Genomic DNA, 19,483 nt, shown 5'->3' on the forward strand with positions numbered 1-19,483 from the left:
TAAGATAAAATCATTGCCTCCTATGGCTAAGTGCCATAAGAGAACAATTTTCCTACCTTAAATATTTTCAAGTCATCTTTTGCCGGGCAAAAAACCCGGCTGGAATAGTGTCTAGCTCCAGCGCCCAGCCCGATCTGAGGTCGCGGTCTGCCCTCGGTCGAAAGCTGAAAAGATGCTTTCGATTCGGGCCTTCCAGCGCTTGTATCTGCCGCTTCGCTTTCGATACATAAAACATCTGTCGGGGCAAAGCGGGGCGCTTGCGCTTTTCTTATAAATCTTCTTTCCAAACTTCCAGTTGTTCCCACTGAGGGTTTGAGTTAAGGAAGCCCAGTGCATGATTGATTTCTCGCTCAGCACTCATTTTGGATGAGGACACACACACAAGAGCGATTCTTGTACGCTGCCACACATTTTGATGGTCAATTTCTGCCACCGACACATTAAACTTTTGTTTTGTTCGGGTAATCATTCGCTGGAGAACTGCACGTTTTTCTTTTAACGAATGGGAATCGGAAATGAGAAACTCGACTTCCGCATAAACGATCATTATCGTTTAATTTCTTCCATCACAAAGGCTTCGATAATGTCGCCTTCTTTTATGTCATTGTAATTTTTGATCGTGATACCGCACTCGTAGCCTCTTGCTACTTCTTTTGCGTCATCTTTGAAGCGTTTTAGCGAATCCAATTCACCTTCGAATACAACGATGCCTTCTCGAATGACACGAACGCCTGCATCACGAACAATTTTACCTTCCGTTACGTAAGAACCAGCAATTGTACCCACTTTTGATACTTTAATTGTTTGACGAACTTCCGCTTGACCAACAATTTTTTCTTCAAATTCAGGATCAAGCATCCCTTTCATCGCTGCTTCGATTTCTTCGATTACTTTGTAAATGATACGGTGTAGTCGAATATCAACGCCTTCTTCATCCGCAGCACGTTTTGCATTCACATCTGGGCGTACGTTGAACCCGATGATGATTGCATTCGAAGCAGAAGCCAGTGTAACATCCGATTCTGTGATTGCACCAGCGCCAGTGTGAATAATTTTCACGTTTACGCCTTCTACATCAATTTTCATTAATGATGCAGCCATCGCTTCCACAGTACCCTGAACGTCCGCTTTTACGATTAAATTCAGTTCTTTCACATCACCTTGTGACATTTGTTCGAATAAGTTGTCTAAAGTGACGCGTTGTTTTTCGGAACGGCTCGCTTGAATAGCCGTCATTGAACGAGATTCACCCACTTGACGAGCAGTTTTCTCATCTTCAAAGACAACAAAGCGGTCGCCGGCTTGCGGTACTTCGTTAATACCCGTAATTTCAACCGGTGTAGCAGGACCTGCTTCTTTCACACGACGGCCAAGATCGTTTACCATTGCACGGACGCGTCCATATGCGTGACCAACAACAATTGGATCCCCGACACGCAGCGTACCATCTTGAACCAATAATGTCGCTACTGAACCGCGGCCTTTATCCAATTGCGCTTCGATGACCGTACCGATTGCTGGTCGATTTGGATTCGCTTTTAATTCTTGTACTTCCGCTACTAATAGTATCATCTCTAAAAGCGTATCAATACCTTCACCTTTTAAGGCAGATATTGGAACGAAAATTGTATCGCCGCCCCAATCTTCAGGTACCAATCCATGTTCCGTTAATTCCTGCATCACACGATCCGGGTTCGCTGTAGGCTTATCCATTTTGTTCACAGCGACAATAATAGGTACTTCCGCTGCTTTAGCGTGGTTAATGGCCTCAACAGTTTGAGGCATTACGCCGTCATCTGCAGCCACTACGATGATAGCAAGGTCGGTAATACTTGCTCCACGTGCACGCATCGTTGTAAACGCAGCATGCCCAGGAGTATCCAGGAACGTAATTTTCTTGCCATCGATGTTTACTTGGTATGCACCGATATGCTGTGTAATCCCGCCGGCTTCACCAGCTGTTACTTTTGTATGGCGAATCGAGTCAAGCAGGGTTGTTTTACCGTGGTCAACGTGCCCCATGATTGTAACAGCAGGTGGTCTTACTTCCAAATCACCTTCTGCTATTTCTTCTTGTTCGAAGTAAGTATCCAAGTCTGTTTTATCGATGCGTACTTCTTCTTCCACTTCAACGCCATAGTCGGCACAGATCAGCTCGATTGCATCTTTATCCAATTCTTGGTTGATCGTTGCCATAACGCCTAACATGAATAATTTTTTAATGATTTCAGATGGTTCTCTATGAAGTTTTTTCGCCAGTTCCGCTACTGATAATGACTCATAGAACGTAATTTTTTCCGGCAACTCTTTTGGAGTTTGTGGAATCGTTGGTTGGTGAGTTTTTGGATGACGGCGTTTGCCTCCGTGAATTCCCGGCTTTTTGCGTTGGTTGTTGTTAAAGCCGCCTTTATTTTTGTTGTTATAGTTATTGTTATTGTTGTTTTGGGACATATTTCGATTTTGGTTACCTTTTTTATGTTTTTCGCCATGTTGTTGAGGCGATGATTTTTGGTCATTTGATGAATTGTTTGATGGTCGATTTGAAGGACCATTGTTGTTTGACGGTCGATTCGATGGACCATTGCTGTTGTTTGATGGTCTATTCGATGAACCATTGCTGTTGTTTGATGGTCTATTCGATGAACCGCTTGCTGGACGTTTCGGTCTACTGTTCTCATTTTGTCTATTATTCGATGACGGTTGTCGTTTCTCTTGCTGTGCGCCTGTACTGCCTGCAGTCGAACGTTTGTAAATAGAATCCAACTTGGATACAGCATCACTTTCTAGCATCGACATATGATTTGTAACTGGAACATTCAGCTTTTGCAGTTCTTCTACTACTTCTCTACTTGATTTATTTACTTTTCTCGCATATTCATGAACTCTTAATTTGGTCATCTGCTCACCCCCGATTAATTTTCGTTGAGTAGACTAGACATCTTTTTCGCAAATCCGCTATCGGTTATAGCGATTGCGACACGTGCTTCTTTACCAATTGCAGTCCCTAGCTGGTAGCGATCACCAAACACATGATACTCAACGTTATAATACGTACATTTATCCTGAATTTTCTTGCTAGAATTTTTTGAGGCATCAGTTGCTAGTAGTACCAGCTTTGCTTTATTTGTACGTATTTCTTTCACTACTAGCTCTTCCCCGGAGACTATTTTTCTCGCCCTAGCGGCTAACCCCAATAATTGGAGCAGTCTCTCACTCATAAAATCGACTCCCTGCGAATCAGCCTAATCAATTCATCATAGACTTCATCCGGAATCTTCACTTCCAGTTGGCGTTCCAATATGTTCTTTTTTCGGGCAGTCTCTACTGCTTCTTCCGATTTCGAAATATAGGCGCCCCTGCCGGATTTTTTTCCAGTGACATCAACCGATACTTCGCCTTCTTTTGAACGAACAACTCGGAACATCGATTTTTTAGGCAAGCTTTCCCCGGTTACGACACATTTCCGTAAAGGGACCTTTCTTTGTGTTGCCATGAGAATTCACCTTCCCTTAAGCACTTACCATGTTTTTATAAGCACATTGCTTATTCTTCATCGTCTTGATAAAGATCGTACGCTACATCTTCATTATAGAAGTCTTCGCCATCGTTTTCATCTTCGGTTTCATTAAAACGGCTTGATTGGTTCGGGTAAATCCCAAGCTCACGCGCATCCGTTTCACTTTTTATATCAATTTTCCAGCCCGTTAATTTAGCTGCAAGACGGGCATTTTGACCGCGTTTACCGATTGCCAAAGATAATTGATAGTCAGGAACGACAACAGTTGTTGATTTTTCCTCTTCATCGACAATGACGTCCAATACTTTTGAAGGACTTAAGGCGTTTGCAACAAACACGATTGGATCCTCCGACCATTCTACTATATCAATTTTTTCCCCGTTCAACTCATTTACGATAGTTTGAACGCGGGCACCTTTTGCACCTACGCAAGCGCCGACTGCATCAATTTCTTCGTTATTTGCATGAACGGAAATCTTGGAGCGGTCTCCCGCTTCACGGGCAATTGATTTGATTTCAACAATACCTTCAAATATTTCAGGAACTTCCATTTCAAAAAGTCGACGAAGCAAGCCAGGATGCGTACGTGACACAATGACCTGAGGACCGCGTGTTGTACGTTCCACTTTTGTAATATAGACGCGAATACGGCTTTGTGGTCTATATGCTTCACCCGGAATTTGTTCATTAACCGGCAATGCCGCTTCCACTTTGCCTAAACTTATATAGATGTTGCGTGCATCTTGGCGTTCAATGGTACCGTTGACGATATCATCTGTACGGTCTACGTATTCCTCGTAAACGATTCCACGCTCCGCTTCACGAACTCGTTGCGTCACAACCTGTTTTGCTGTTTGCGCAGCAATACGGCCAAAGTTTCGTGGAGTGACTTCTTGTTCCAGTACATCGCCAATTTCATATGCAGGGTTAATGTCCTTTGCGTCTTCAATGGAAATTTGAAGACGATCATCCTCGACTTCCTCCACGACATCTTTACGCGAATAAACAATCATCGAGCCATTTTCAAGGTTTAAATCAACACGTACATTTTGCGCCTGATTAAAATTGCGTTTATACGCTGTTACTAATGCAGCTTCAATTGCTTCCACAATGACTTCTCTTGAAATCCCTTTTTGCACTTCCAGAGCAGTTAAAGCTTCTAATAAATCACTACTCATTTTATTTTCACTCCCAAATAGCTAGTTTTATGAGAAAAGCGCATGGCGCCCCGTGTATCCCCGCGTCGGCAAAAACGCTGTATCCGCCTGTCCGATAACATCCCCAAAGCGCCAGGCTTTTCGGCACTTGCACATCCTATAACAGAGGAAGGTCCAACCCGCGATTTTTTGACGAAAGGCAATCTGCGGCACGGAAAACTTGATCGCTTGGGCCAGACCCCTTTTAACTATCCAATTTACTCTTATCAGATGAAAAATCGATAGCAAGACGCGCTTTCGCAATTTTTTCTTTTTCAATAAAAACTGTCAATTTCCGTGTTTTAATACGAACATCGAGCTCCAAACCTTCTTCAGTATATGCTGTTAAATAACCTTGGAATTCTTTCATATCTTTAATTGGTTCGTATGTTTTCACGTACACAAATTTGCCTAAAGCTTTTTTGAAATCTGAATCTTTTTTTAATGGTCGTTCAGCACCAGGTGAAGAAACTTCTAAATAGTAGTTTTGCTCGATTGGGTCCTTTTCATCCAGAACTTCACTTAAACGCTCGCTCACTAACGCACATTGGTCGATGTCTATCCCGCCTTCGAGTGTGTCGATATAAACGCGAAGGAACCAATTGCGCCCCTCTTTAACAAACTCAATATCGACTAGTTCAAGGTCCAACTCTTCTAAAATTGGCGTTACAAGTTCTTCAATTACCGACGTTACTTTGCTCATAGGATCCTCCCAACGTATTGTCTGTTGCTATGATTTATTTGCTTAAGCTTTCAACATACCCTTTATCTTTTACAGAAAGATAAATGTTTTTAATATACTAATTGCCGTTATATGCACAACTTAATCAATTGAAAAAACAGAAATTCCACCACAGCAGGGTGAAATTCGGGTGAAGTCCGCTTGAACTGGTAAGAAAAATTTGCATAAGCGTAACAACAGAAAAGAGCGGGAAAAAAACCCCACTCTTTTGCTGCAAAACTATCAACAAATTATTACCATTACAATAGCACAGTTTAAAACTTAATGCAAACTTCCAAGAATTTGTTGGGAATGAAGTGCATTTTGTAGCAAAATACTTAAGGTTATGCACTTCATTCGAGCGATGAAAGGCTTTTCGATGCTAAATTCCGCCCGTTTTGCACTTCATCCGGCCGATGAAAGGCTTTCTGGGGCAAAATCTCGTTCGTAATGCATTTCATCCTCACAGCTTAATCTAAAACAATGAAAGCTGATTTGCGTCCGGCAGACCCTCCAGGCAGCCGAGCGTATCCATATACTCGATCAAGGACTTTGAAACGCGGCCACGTTGCTGCAAGTCCTCTTTTGATAAAAACTCGCCATCTTGCCTTGCCGCTACAATGGCTTTAGCTACGTTCGTTCCAAGACCCGGTATGGCATCGAACGGCGGAATCAACGTATTGCCTTCGATGACAAATTCACTTGCTTCGGATCGGTATAAGTCAACTTTTTGGAAGCTCATTCCGCGCTCGCACATTTCCAGCGCAAGTTCCAGTACCGTCAGCAAATCTTTTTCCTTTTTGGACGCCTCTAACCCTTTTGCATTAATTTCATCCACGCGCGATCGAATCATGGCAGACCCTTGCGTCATGGCAATCAAGTCGAAATCACTCGCACGCACCGTGAAATACGCTGCGTAATACAGGATTGGATGGTGCACTTTAAACCATGCGATACGCACGGCCATTAAAACGTAGGCCGCCGCGTGGGCTTTCGGGAACATATATTTAATCTTTTTGCAAGAATCGATATACCATTCCGGCACACTTTGCGCGCGCATCTCGGCTTCCATTTCATCAGTCAAGCCTTTCCCTTTACGTACGGATTCCATGATCTTGAACGCAAAACTTGGCTCCAATCCCTGGTAGATTAAATAAACCATAATATCATCACGACAGCCGATTACTTCAGATAGGACACATGTACCGTTATGAATCAGTTCCTGCGCATTCCCAAGCCAAACATCGGTTCCATGGGATAACCCTGAAATTTGGACAAGTTCACTAAACGTTGAAGGTTTTGTATCTTCCAGCATTTGACGAACAAAGCGTGTACCAAACTCCGGAATTCCCAGCGTTCCTGTTTTACAGCCAATTTGTTCTTCCGTTACGCCGAGCGATTCAGGAGTCGAGAAAATTTTCATTACTTCCGGGTCATCGGTCGGAATGGTTTTCGGATCAATCCCCGATAAGTCCTGAAGCATCCGGATGACGGTCGGATCATCGTGCCCGAGAATATCAAGCTTTAACACATTGTCATGAATGGAGTGGAAGTCAAAGTGTGTTGTTTTCCACTCGGCATCCTGCGCGTCAGCCGGGAATTGAACCGGTGTAAAATCGTAAATATCCATATAATCCGGAACAACAATAATACCGCCGGGGTGCTGCCCGGTTGTTCGTTTTACCCCGGTACAGCCTTGTACAAGACGGTCTATTTCCGCACCTCGGTAAGTAAGATTATGATCATTCGAGTATCCCCTCACGTAACCGTAAGCGGTTTTTTCGGCAACTGTTCCGATTGTCCCGGCGCGGTATACATAATCTTCCCCGAACAGCACTTTTGTATAGTTATGGGCTTGGGGCTGATATTCTCCGGAGAAGTTTAAGTCGATATCAGGTACTTTGTCCCCTTTGAATCCAAGGAAGGTTTCGAACGGTATATCATGGCCATCCTTTTTGTAACGTGCGCCGCATTTTGGGCAATCTTTGTTAGGCAAGTCAAACCCGCTGCCGACGGAACCATCATCAAAGAACTCGGAGTTTTTACAGTCCGGGCAAACATAATGGGGCGGCAACGGATTAACCTCGGTAATTTCCATGAACGTGGCAACAAGCGAAGACCCGACGGAACCACGGGATCCTACCAAATAGCCGTCTGCCAACGACTTTTTCACAAGCTTTGCGGAAATTAAGTAAATAACGCCGAATCCGTTTCCTAGAATTGATTTTAATTCTTTTTCGATTCGCGCTTTAACGATTTCAGGCAATTCCTCGCCATAAATGCGGTGAGCCATCTCATACGTCAAGTTCGTTACTTCTTCATCGGATCCTTCGATTTTAGGTGTATAAAGCTCATCTTTAATCGGCTTTACATCCCCGATCATGTCAGCCACTTTTTGCGAGTTTGCCACAACTACCTCTTTTGCTGTATCCGGCCCTAAAAAGTCGAATTCCTCCAACATTTCATTTGTTGTACGGAAGTGGGCCTGAGGAAGCTTAAAACGGTTCAACGGATTTGCCCCGCCTTGGGATCCTACTAAAATTTGACGGAAAACCGCATCATTTTCATGCAAATAATGAACATTCCCGGTTGCGACCACTGGTTTGTCCAATCGTTTTCCAATCTTCACCAATTTACGGATAATATCTTCGAGGTTCCATTCATCATGAATAATGCCGCCCTCAACCAATGGTGCGTAAATCGGTTTTGGCTGCACTTCAATATAATCATAGAATTTTGCAACCTTCTCAGCCTCTTCAATCGATTTGTTCATGACCGTTTCGAACAATTCGCCATTATTGCAGCCCGATCCAACCAGTAATCCTTTTCGAAGCTTTGTTAAATCGGAACGTCGAATACGCGGTACTCGGTAGTAGGTTTGCGTGTGGGCTATGGTAATGAGCTTGAATAAGTTTTTCAACCCTTCATTATCCACTGCCAGGATTGTGCAGTGGTATGGGCGAGATTGTTTATAGCTTTCATTTTTATTAATTTGGCTATTAAACTCATCATGATATTGAATTCCCGCGTCTTTAGCTTCTTTCAACAAATGCAGCATCAACTCGCCTGTTGCTTCCGTATCATAGATGGCACGGTGATGTTGCGTTAGTTCAATGCCATAACGTTTACATAAAGTATTTAAACGGTGGCTTTTTAAAGTCGGATTTAAAAATCTCGATAACTCCAACGTATCAATAACCGGGTGAACAACTCCATGAATCCCCGCTTTTTCGTAGGCAGTATACAAGAAGCCGATATCGAAGGATGCATTATGGGCAACGACTATCGAATCGCCGATAAATTCCCTGAATTCCGCAACAACTTGGTCTACTTCCGGTGCGTCCCGGAGCATGTCGTCTGTTATATGCGTCAATTCGATAATTTTCGCGGTTAATGGTTTATGCGGATTTGCAAAGCGTTCGAACGTATCAATGACTTTGCCTTCTTTAATCTTAACAGCGGCAAGCTCAATGATTGTATCGTATGCCGTTGACAAACCCGTTGTTTCAACGTCAAACACGACGAACGTTGCATCGTCTAGCGCAATATGTTGTTCGGCATAAGCGATCGGCGAGCCATCATCGACTAAATTCGCTTCGACTCCATAAATAATTTTGATGCCATGTTTTTTCCCTGCAGCATAGGCGTCCGGGAAACCTTGGGCTACTGCATGGTCGGTAATGGCAATCGCGGAATGTCCCCATTTTGCAGCTTGTCCAACTAATTGATCAACCGGCGTTACTGCATCCATCTGGCTCATGGGTGTATGTAAATGAAGTTCAACGCGCTTTTGTCCTTCAGGCGCTGTATCTTTTCGAGTTTCTTTGTAAATTTCGTTAATATCCTGTGCCATCACAACCAGATCGCGAACGAACGTATCATTTTGAACAGAACCGCGTACTTTGACCCACATTCCTTTTTTGAGCTGCGCCATGCGTTCTGCATCTTCTTTATCGCGCGAGAACATTTTGACTAAAATGGAATCCGTGTAATCCGTTATTTTGATTTCCAAAAGCGAGCGGCCACTTCTCAATTCTTTTATATCAGCTGCGAATACAAATCCTTCGATTACAACCCGACGCTCTTCATCAAGAATACGGCGAATCTCCATCGTTTCCGTTTCCTTAATCAGATTACCCAGCTGGAATGGTCCGCTGCTTGCAACGGAATCAGGATTTTCAGATTTGGCTTTTTCACGGCTTTGGAAGTCTTCCATTGCTCTTCTTGCAAGTTCGGCTTCTTCCAGCTGGCGTTTTTCAATCATCTGTTGTTGCGCCTCTTTCATTTCCTCGGTTGCTTCCACTAGCTGAAAATCCACCGAAAACGAAGGGAAACCTAAACTGCTGTATACTTCCACAATCTTTTGTCCGTATTTTGATTTGAATGTAAGCTGTTCCATTTCCGCCATACACGAAACAACCAGTTTATTTCCGGTCCATTCCGGAACTTGCGTCATTAAACGGTTTTTCAAAGGCGGAGAGGCATCCAATTGTTCAACAGCAGTCAACCAATAATCCGTGATCAGCTGTTCCGTGATTTGCGGGTTTCTTGCCTCCACTGCAATCGATGTTTGGGCAATATGTGAAAACTGCTGGGCCATTCTTGTTCGGAACAGTTGATAGAGTTGGAAGGGCAAAATATCTTCCAATTGAACTGCAAAACACCACACCCGATTCTTTTTATGGACAGTCAGGCGCGTGAGTTCTCCTTTTTCAAAAAAAGACATATACACATCTTCCGTCAGCTCCAGCTGTTGTAAAAGCGCTAAAAATCGCTCTCTCGCTTCTTGGTTTTCTACCATTGTATTCACCACCTGTAGTTTCTTTAATTATGACGAGCAGCAGCGGTCATTTGAGCTTGCTTTCCTGTGCCAGGTTTATCTAAAATCTATCTTTTCTATTAAAAATACGATTTTCGCTTATTGTGCGAAAATCGATTAATCCTACTTTATCCGTTTTTAATTCGAACGGAAATATTCGTTCAAATGGTCGATTAACTCTTCTTTTGCCCATTCAAACATTTCGCCCGTACTTCTAATTTTCACTTCCACTATTCCTTCACTTGCTCGTTTTCCGACTGTGACGCGTACTGGCAAGCCAATTAAATCCGCATCCATAAATTTCACGCCAACACTTTCATCTCGATCATCAAATAATACATCAAATTGATAAAACGTTAAAATGTTATATAATTCATCCGCTAAGTTGAGATGGCTTTCTTCGTGAATATTTACCGGAATGAGATGGATATCATAAGGAGAAAATTGCTTTGGCCATAGGAATCCATTTTCATCTTGGAAGATATCGGCCATCACCGCAAAAATTCTGGAGATTCCCAAATTGAAACTGCCCATTCTAATAGGCTGCAGTTGTGCATTTTCATCCATATAATTGACGTTCAACTTTTCGCAGACACTGGTTCCCAATTTACTGATCTTTCCTACTTCAATCCCTCTTTTAAAGGAGATGGTGCCTCCATCCGGAGCGGGGTCTCCTTCTTTAACATTGCGAATGTCCCCATATAGATTGATGGCAAAGTCGCGATTTGGATTCACATTCTTATAATGATAACCGTCTTCATTTGCACCGGCTACCCCATTTCTGATGGAAGAGATGGCATGATCTGCAATTACTTTTACATCAACGGGCAACTTTATCGGTCCAATATAGCCTATTTGGCAATTCAACAGCTCTTGTATTTCGGATTCGCTTGCTAAAGAAAGCGTGCGTGCTTGGAGAACATTCTTTAACTTAACTCCATTGATTTGATGATCGCCTCTTACTAAAACGATGGCAAATTCACCATCTATTTTATAGACAAGGGCCTTGATACAGTCGGTTTCTTCTATTTCAAAGAATGCACAGACTTCTTCAATCGTTTGTATATTCGGCGTTTCTGCCTTCTCGATCGGATTCAGCGTTTCTTTCGAAGAAGTTGGTTCATTGACCACTTCGGCAATTTCAATATTCGCAGCATACCTGGATTCATCTGAATAAGCAATGAGTGTATCTCCATTGTCAGCCGGGATGATAAATTCCAATGATTCTGCATCATCGGCTCCTCCAGCATCCGCTTGAATTATTTCATAATGAAGACCTAACTTGCTTAAAATGGTTGAGTACGCAGCAGTCATCTGACTATAGACCGCTTCAAGCGTTTCATCATTTATATGGAAAGAGTAGGCATCTTTCATTAAAAATTCCCTGCTTCGCAACAGTCCATTGCGCGCCCGATTTTCATCTCGATATTTGGTTTGGATTTGATAAAGAGTAATCGGATATCTTTTATATGATTGTATTTCATCTTGAATTAACTTGATCATTGCTTCCTCATGGGAAGGTGCCAGTATAAAGTTTTGGTTGTTTCGGTTGGAAACTTGAAACAATTCTTTTCGATACTCATCATAATTTCTTGAATGTTCCAAGACGGATAGCGGCTGCAATGTTGGCAATCCAATTTCCACAGCGCCAATTGCTTCCATCTCCTGATGAATCATTTTCTCTAATTTATTTAAAATCCGTTTAGCTAATGGCAGGTAGGAATAAACACCGCTTGTGCTTTGACGTATAAACCCGGCACGCAGCAGCATTTTATGCGATTTTGCTTCTATCTCGGAAGGTATTTCCCGTAGTGTTGGAATTAACGTAGCACTCTGTTTCATATCGCATCACCTTTTCTTTTCGAACTCATTCAATTTTAAGCATAACATAATAATTTATTTTAAGCCTTTGTTTAGAAAAAACTAAACCTTATTCACTATGGAATTTTACCATAATTGAATAAGGTTTAGTTAATTGCTGTTGAATAGTATGGCTGCGGTGTGAGCGAGCCCACTCCGCTTTTCTATTTAAAAGAAGAACCTTTGAATGTCATTCCACGTGACAACTACCATCAAGATCATAAGCAGGACGATTCCCACAAAGTGAACCATTCCTTCTTTTTGACGGTCGACTGGTTTTCCACGCAATGCTTCGATTCCGAAGAATAACAATCTTCCCCCGTCCAAAGCAGGCAATGGAAGCAAGTTCATGATGCCTAGGTTGATACTTAATACCGCTGCCCAGTTCATAAGATTATAAACGCCATATTTGGCTACCGTTTCCGTTGCTTTATAGATCCCAACAGGCCCGGACAGTGCATCGATTGTAAATTGTCCGGTGATTAAATCTCCAAGCAGACTTAAAATCAGAACTGTATAATCATACGTTTGCGTAACCCCAAAGACCAGTGCTTTTAGCGGATTTTTTTCTACCGGACTTTGGTACATCACACCAATTTGCCCGTATTCCTTCCCGCTTTCATTCAATACCTTTGGTGTCATCGTTAATTCAAGTTCTTGTCCATTTCTTTCAACCAGAAGCGTTAATTCTTCTCCGGGTTTGTCCTGAATCGTTCCGGATAATTCCTGCCAATCCTCAATCGGTTTCCCGTCAATGGCCTTTACATAGTCCCCGGCCTGCATGCCCGCTTCGGCTGCGGGTTCGCCTTCCTTCACATCATAAATGACGGGCTCAAAAGTTGGAACACCTTGCATCAAAGCAATAAAAGCAAAAACAACAAAAGCTAATATGAAATTGAAAAGAGGTCCTGCAAAAATGGCCATGGATCGCTGTCCAACAGTTTTTGAATTGAATTGGCGATCATACGGTGCAATGATGGTTTCTGTACCATTTTCTACAATCTTCGCTGTTCTTGATACATTGATGCGAACAAATTGTTCGTCTTCATCGTACCCTTCGACCCATAATCCTTTTTCAAGATCCGCACGTTCCACTTCCATGAATAGAACATTTGGGTTTTGTACTTTTTGATTTAAATATATTTTTTCGGCAACATTGTCACGATTTAATATTAACCCTACTCGGTAACCTGGCTGCAGGTCTACCGTATCCATCTCATCACCCGCCATGCGGACATATCCGCCAAGAGGCAATAATCGGATTGTATATAACGTTTCCCCTTTCGTCATTCCAAAAACCTTCGGACCCATCCCTATTGCGAATTCACGCACCATAATGCCTGCGCGTTTTGCAAATATAAAGTGGCCAAGTTCATGGAAAAAGACAAGGGAACCAAACACAAGTATAAACGCTATTACAGTTTGCATATCATCCCACCTTCAAAAAGACGTTTAATTAGTCTATGCTCACTCTATTTATTTTACCAGTTTTGCGACCGTTTTTCTTGTTTCACTATCTACATGCAAGATTGTTTCTAAATCAGGAAGTAGAATATTGCTATGATTGTTCATAATTTGTTCAATTATTTCTTCAATTTGAAGGAATGTAATTTTTTCTTCCAAGAATAGAGCAACGGCTGCTTCATTTGCTGCATTCATCGCAGTCAGCAATGTACCGCCCGCTTTCCCTGCATCATATGCCAGTTTCAATGCACGGTAGCGATCAAAATCGACTTCTCTAAAGTGGAGTTGTCCAATTTGCGCTAAATTCAAACGAGTGCCTCCCACCAACGGCAAGCGGTCCGGATAGCTTAATGCATATTGAATTGGTACACGCATATCAGGTGTTCCAAGCTGAGCAATGACACTTGTATCATGATACTCAACTAAAGAGTGAATAATACTTTCTTTATGTAACAATACATCAATTTTTTCGAAAGGCATGTTAAATAAAACATGTGCTTCAATCACTTCAAGCCCTTTGTTCATCATCGTCGCGGAATCTATTGTAATTTTCGCGCCCATCGACCAATTGGGATGATTTAAAGCATCTTTCACCGTCACATTTTTTAACTGTTCGCGTGTTTTGTCACGGAACGAACCACCAGAAGCAGTCAAGATTAATCGTTCAATTCTCTTCGGATTTTCACCATTCATTGATTGGAAAATAGCGGAATGCTCACTATCCACAGGCAAAATCTGTACATTGTTTTTTCTAGCTTCTTCCATTACTAGATGTCCTGCAGTAACTAATGTTTCTTTGTTGGCAATCGCGATTGTTTTCCCCATTCGGATGGCTGCCAAAGTGGACTCCAAGCCAACGCTGCCTAACACTGCATTTACCAGAACGGTTGAATCAGGGTGTGTTGCTACCTCCACCAATCCTTTTGTTCCATAGGTGAATTGGATTTTTGGAAACTCTTTGGAAAGTTCCCTCGCATCTTTTTCCTCTTGTACGGAAACAAGCTCCGGGTGAAGCTGTTGGATAATTTCACGTGTTTTTTCTATATTTTTTCCTGAAGAGAACGCAACAAGATGAAAATTCTCCGGATTATTCTTCAAAATATCGACCGTTTGAATCCCGATCGACCCTGTTGCCCCTAATAAACTAATTTTCTTCACGGCTAAACTTCCTTTCAAAAAGATCAATTGCGCCTTGGCGTAGTTGAGTCCAGATTATAGGCTAACTTCCTTTTTAAACTTCCCGTAAATATTTGTACCATCTGCGGCCGGCTAAACAGTCGGGGGTTGAACTACTACTGAAAAAGTTAAAATTGTTCAAGAATCCTTCTTCTCGAACAATGAATTTTAGTTTAGATGAATTGTAAGAAGTGCAGTAGCGGCAATACAAATAAAAGACTATCAAATCGATCTAAAATTCCACCATGTCCAGGCAGCAATTTTCCGGAATCTTTTACTGCATAATGTCGTTTGATAGCGGATTCTACCAAATCCCCCATTTGCCCAAAAATTGAAGCGATTACAGAAATCGCGATGAGCGCAATCCAAGATGGTGAAACAGGGTAGATTAGTTGGAAGATGCATGCAAAAACAACGGCAGTAAGTATTCCGCCTACAAATCCTTCAATCGTTTTATTTGGGGAGATTTCAGGCCACAACTTCTTTTTCCCAAATTTCCGGCCAATAAAATAAGCACCTGAATCGGTTGCCCATACAATAACCAGAGCAAAAATCAGAAACTCCAACCCTGCATTGCGCGTCTCGATTAAATAGTAAAATCCGATTCCTACATAAAGTGCACTGATTAAAATAAAGCCTACATCATCGAAGGTAAAATTATTTTTTACGATTACTGAGTAGATGAGCAGCAACACAACACCGATCATTAAAAACTCGGTTTTTGTATAGGTTGTAGGGTGAAACAGCATTTTGAGCTGAACGGATGTGGGAAGCAGCATGCTAAATGTGATGAATAGTCCGATTATTCCCGGAATCGATAAAATTCGAATATGCTTCATTTTTAGAAGCTCGTATATACCGATTGCTGCAATCGCATATACTAATAACGTAAAAGGCAACTGGCCGAGCAGCACGAATACAAGGAATAGTGCACCTGCCGTTACCCCCGTTATAATTCTTTGCTTCAACTTGATGATTCTCCTTTCAGTCCACCATAGCGTCTATTTCGCTGCTGGTAGGCTTGTATCGCTTGCATAAAAGTTTTTTGGTCGAAATCAGGCCACAGTACGTCCGTAAACCAGAATTCCGTATAGGCCAGCTGCCATAGCATAAAATTGCTTAAGCGAACTTCTCCACTAGTGCGAATGAGCAGATCGGGCTCTGGAAGTGATGAGGTCATCAGATATTGATTTATCATGTTTTCATCCACATCATCCATCGTCAATTTTCCATTGCTTACTTCCATCATTATTGCCTTCATGGCAGCAACAATTTCAGCTCGGCTGCCATAATTCATGGCAAAATTCAAAATAAGCCCATTGTTGTTCTTCGTCATTTCCATCGCTTGATTTAATGCTTTTTTCGTATTAGAGGGAAGGCCCTCCATATCGCCGATCATTTCAATGCGAATATCGCGTTCCATCAACTCCGGCATAAAGGAATTCAAGAACATTTGAGGAAGGCTCATTAGATATTCCACTTCTGATTTGGGTCTTTTCCAGTTTTCCGTCGAAAAAGCATATAGTGTTAATACTTGAATACCAAGGTCATCCGCTATCCGGGCAATTCTTCGGACAGTTTGCATCCCTTCATGATGACCCGCAATTCTTGGCATGGCTCTTTTTTTCGCCCAACGTCCGTTGCCATCCATTATGATGGCGATATGGGAAGGTAAACATTCATTTGTTAATAGAGATTGTGCAACCTCCATCGAGTGCTTTTCCTCTTTTGATTTACTAAATAGCTTTTTTAACATTAGCAATTCCCCCACCTGACAACTTTTAGGACGTTTTATCATTTTATAAAACTATGTGTAAAAAATTCTTTCCTTTTTACATAGAATACATTTTTCTAATCATATCAAAAACAAGTGAATGTGTCTTACGTTCTTTCGTATCATTTACTTTTTTTTTCAATGCTACACATTTTTTATGTATAAAAAATCGATAATTAATCAATATTGCCTTTTATTATCATAGATTCAAAGCTCCACTTTAGTCTTCTGCTGCCCGCAAGGCATTTCGAAGCTCTGTTTCAAAGTAAAAAAGACGCCCTAATTGATAGGACGCCCTATGCCTGAATTAGTTCTACAATCGATGTGATTTACAAAAAATTTGCAAATGCTTAAAATAATCGATTTTTAATCAGCAAATTCTAAACAGATAAGATTTCTTTTTCTTTATCTTTTGCAAGTTGGTCAACTTTAACGATATAGTCATCTGTTAATTTTTGAATATCATCGCTGTAACCACGCAAATCATCTTCTGTAATGTCGCCATTCTTTTCCAATTTTTTTAAATCATCATTTGCATCACGGCGAACGTTGCGAACGGCAACTTTTGCCTCTTCGGCTTCTTTCTTCACAACTTTTACAAGCTCTTTACGGCGTTCTTCTGTTAATGCAGGAATCGCTAAACGAATAACATTTCCATCATTTGTCGGTGTAATGCCAATATCAGATTTCATAATCGCTTTTTCGATTTCTCCCAATATGGACTTATCATAAGGCTGAATGACAAGTAGACGCGCTTCCGGAACAGAAACTCCAGCTAATTGGTTGATCGGTGTTGGTGCACCATAATAATCCACTGAAATTCTATCCAAAAGTGAAGCATTTGCACGTCCTGCACGAATTGAAGCTAATTCACGAGAAAATGCGGAAATCGATTTTTCCATCTTGTCTTTTGCTTGCGCTAACGTTTGTTTAGGCATTATAAATTCCTCCTAACCACTGTACCGATTTTATCACCGAGTACTGCTCTTTTAATATTTCCTTTATTCATAATAGAGAATACTATTAATGGGATGTCATTGTCCATACATAAAGTAGAAGCAGTCGAATCCATTACTTGTAATCCTTGTTGAATTACGTCTAAATATGTGAGTGTGTCATATTTAATAGCGTTGGAATCGGTTTTTGGATCAGCAGAATAGACACCATCTACGTTATTTTTCGCCATCAAGATTGCATCGGCATCAATTTCAGCCGCACGTAAAGCAGCAGTTGTGTCGGTAGAGAAGAAAGGATTGCCTGTTCCCGCTGCAAAAATCACAACGCGTTTCTTTTCAAGGTGACGCACTGCCTTTCTGCGTATGTAAGGCTCGGCTACTTGTGTCATGACGATGGAAGATTGAACACGCGTTTCAATTTCCAATTTTTCAAGGGCATCTTGCAATGCCAATGAATTCATGACAGTCGCAAGCATTCCCATATAATCCGCTGAAGCACGGTCCATTCCCATTTCGCTTCCTACTTTTCCGCGCCAAATGTTGCCTCCACCAACGACGACAGCAACTTCCACGCCAAGTTCCACGACTTCTTTAATATCTTCAGCAACAGATTTAATAATCTTTGGCGATAATCCGTAACCCGCTTCTCCCGCTAAGGCCTCACCGCTAATTTTAATCACTACACGTTCATATTGTGGCACACCCATAGTAAACCTCCGTAATTCAATTTTGTTCTGGAAAAGCGCAAGCACCTGATTAGCGTCGCGTCGAAGAAAACGCCATTCAAGCGCTATATCCGAATTGCCAGGCTTTTTGGCTTTCGATCGAGGACAGGCCACCACCTCAAGACTAGGGCTGGACTGCTTGCGCTAGACATTATTCAAACTTAAAAATACTCGAAAAATAGGGAACACTCATTTGTGTTCCCTATGGCAACTTATTTGTAAATGATACAATCAACAATTTTCGCATTTATGGGCAGTAATACCACACTCGGTGATAGTACTGCCCGTAAAAGCATCGTTTGAAGGCTTTACAAGAAGTGTGAGGAAAATCCTCACACTATTTTTGTAAAGTCTGTATTATTTGATTGTATTAATTACCTTTTACTTGGTTCATAACTTCTTCAGCGAAGTTGTCTTCACGTTTTTCGATACCTTCACCTACAGCAAAGCGTACGAATGAAGTAACATTGCCGCCTGTTGCTTTAACGAAGTCACGTACTTTTTGGTCTGAGTTTTTAACGAAAGTTTGGTCTAGTAAGCAAATTTCTTCGAAGTATTTGCCAAGACGGCCTTCTACCATTTTCGCAACGATATTTTCTGGTTTACCTTCGTTTAAAGCTTGTTCAGTTAATACTTTGCGTTCATGATTAACTTCTTCTTCAGAAACTTCATCACGAGATACATATTTAGGGTTGATGGCAGCGATGTGCATTGCTACATCTTTCGCAGCACTTTCATCAGTAGAACCTTCAAGAACTACTAATACCCCAATGCGTCCACCCATGTGCAGGTATGAACCAAATGCATCTGCGTCTGTTTTAGTTTTCACTTCGAAACGACGTAGTGTAATTTTTTCTCCGATTGTTGCAACTGCAGTTGAGATTAGATCTTCAACTTTAACGCCTTCTGCATTCTCAAGTTCTAATGCAGCTTCAACTGATTCAGGTTTTGCGGCTAAAATTAGTTTTGCTAGTTCAGCAACTAAAACTTGGAACTTTTCGTTTTTAGCAACGAAGTCAGTTTCTGCGTTAACTTCCAAGATTACTGCTTCATTTCCTTCAGCAAGGATGTAAGTTGTTCCTTCTGCAGCGATACGGTCAGCTTTTTTAGCAGCTGATGAAAGCCCTTTTTCACGCAAGAAGTCGATTGCCGCATCGATGTTCCCATCAGTTTCTACTAAAGCTTTTTTGCAGTCCATCATACCTGCGCCAGTTTTTTCACGAAGTTCTTTTACTAATTGTGCAGTGATTGCCATTTGAAGTTTCCTCCTTGAGT

At 41.7% G+C, this 19,483-nt stretch carries 16 protein-coding genes; all 16 read right to left on the minus strand.

Features of this window, described 5'->3' with window-relative positions; all coding sequences use genetic code 11:
- Window positions 1-26: 26 nt before the first annotated feature.
- A complete protein-coding gene (locus D1B33_RS01780) occupies window positions 27-287 on the minus strand; it encodes a hypothetical protein (RefSeq protein ID WP_118874613.1) in 261 nt (86 codons plus the stop codon).
- The gene (locus tag D1B33_RS01785) at window positions 269-547 is read right to left on the minus strand and encodes a DUF503 domain-containing protein (RefSeq protein ID WP_118874614.1); all 279 of its coding nucleotides are present in this window, start codon (window positions 545-547) and stop codon (window positions 269-271) included. Before D1B33_RS01785 ends, D1B33_RS01780 begins: the two co-directional genes overlap by 19 nt.
- Window positions 547-2,898, minus strand: coding sequence for a translation initiation factor IF-2 (gene infB, locus D1B33_RS01790; RefSeq protein ID WP_118874615.1), 2,352 nt, complete (start codon window positions 2,896-2,898; stop codon window positions 547-549). Before infB ends, D1B33_RS01785 begins: the two co-directional genes overlap by 1 nt.
- Before the next feature lie 14 nt (window positions 2,899-2,912).
- Window positions 2,913-3,218, minus strand: coding sequence for a YlxQ family RNA-binding protein (locus tag D1B33_RS01795; RefSeq protein WP_118874616.1), 306 nt, complete (start codon window positions 3,216-3,218; stop codon window positions 2,913-2,915).
- Window positions 3,215-3,493, minus strand: a complete 279-nt coding sequence (gene rnpM / locus D1B33_RS01800) for an RNase P modulator RnpM (protein ID WP_118874617.1) — start codon at window positions 3,491-3,493, stop codon at window positions 3,215-3,217. Before rnpM ends, D1B33_RS01795 begins: the two co-directional genes overlap by 4 nt.
- Window positions 3,494-3,543: 50 nt before the next feature.
- Entirely contained in the window at window positions 3,544-4,695 is a 1,152-nt protein-coding gene (gene nusA / locus D1B33_RS01805; RefSeq protein WP_118874618.1) for a transcription termination factor NusA, read from the minus strand.
- Window positions 4,696-4,918: 223 nt separating this feature from the next.
- Window positions 4,919-5,416: a ribosome maturation factor RimP gene (gene rimP / locus D1B33_RS01810; protein WP_118874619.1), complete on the minus strand. Its 498-nt coding sequence runs from the start codon at window positions 5,414-5,416 to the stop codon at window positions 4,919-4,921.
- A 493-nt stretch (window positions 5,417-5,909) separates the two neighbouring features.
- Window positions 5,910-10,235, minus strand: a complete 4,326-nt coding sequence (locus D1B33_RS01815) for a PolC-type DNA polymerase III (protein ID WP_118874620.1) — start codon at window positions 10,233-10,235, stop codon at window positions 5,910-5,912.
- Window positions 10,236-10,391: 156 nt separating this feature from the next.
- Window positions 10,392-12,095: a proline--tRNA ligase gene (locus D1B33_RS01820; RefSeq protein ID WP_118874621.1), complete on the minus strand. Its 1,704-nt coding sequence runs from the start codon at window positions 12,093-12,095 to the stop codon at window positions 10,392-10,394.
- Window positions 12,096-12,281: 186 nt separating this feature from the next.
- Complete coding sequence (gene rseP / locus D1B33_RS01825) at window positions 12,282-13,541, minus strand: RIP metalloprotease RseP (RefSeq protein WP_118874622.1); 1,260 nt, start codon at window positions 13,539-13,541, stop codon at window positions 12,282-12,284.
- A gap of 48 nt (window positions 13,542-13,589) precedes the next feature.
- Complete coding sequence (gene dxr, locus D1B33_RS01830) at window positions 13,590-14,735, minus strand: 1-deoxy-D-xylulose-5-phosphate reductoisomerase (RefSeq protein ID WP_118874623.1); 1,146 nt, start codon at window positions 14,733-14,735, stop codon at window positions 13,590-13,592.
- Window positions 14,736-14,926: 191 nt separating this feature from the next.
- A complete protein-coding gene (locus D1B33_RS01835; protein ID WP_118874624.1) occupies window positions 14,927-15,721 on the minus strand; it encodes a phosphatidate cytidylyltransferase in 795 nt (264 codons plus the stop codon).
- The gene (locus D1B33_RS01840; RefSeq protein ID WP_118874625.1) at window positions 15,718-16,509 is read right to left on the minus strand and encodes an isoprenyl transferase; all 792 of its coding nucleotides are present in this window, start codon (window positions 16,507-16,509) and stop codon (window positions 15,718-15,720) included. The genes D1B33_RS01835 and D1B33_RS01840 overlap by 4 nt, the downstream gene beginning before the upstream one ends.
- A gap of 398 nt (window positions 16,510-16,907) precedes the next feature.
- Window positions 16,908-17,465, minus strand: a complete 558-nt coding sequence (gene frr, locus D1B33_RS01845; protein WP_118874626.1) for a ribosome recycling factor — start codon at window positions 17,463-17,465, stop codon at window positions 16,908-16,910.
- Window positions 17,465-18,190: a UMP kinase gene (gene pyrH, locus D1B33_RS01850; protein ID WP_118874627.1), complete on the minus strand. Its 726-nt coding sequence runs from the start codon at window positions 18,188-18,190 to the stop codon at window positions 17,465-17,467. The genes frr and pyrH overlap by 1 nt, the downstream gene beginning before the upstream one ends.
- A gap of 388 nt (window positions 18,191-18,578) precedes the next feature.
- Window positions 18,579-19,463: a translation elongation factor Ts gene (gene tsf, locus D1B33_RS01855; protein ID WP_118874628.1), complete on the minus strand. Its 885-nt coding sequence runs from the start codon at window positions 19,461-19,463 to the stop codon at window positions 18,579-18,581.
- Window positions 19,464-19,483 lie beyond the last annotated feature (20 nt).

The sequence above is a fragment of the Ureibacillus yapensis genome, from assembly GCF_003515775.1.
Taxonomy (GTDB): Bacteria; Bacillota; Bacilli; order Bacillales_A; family Planococcaceae; genus Ureibacillus; species Ureibacillus yapensis.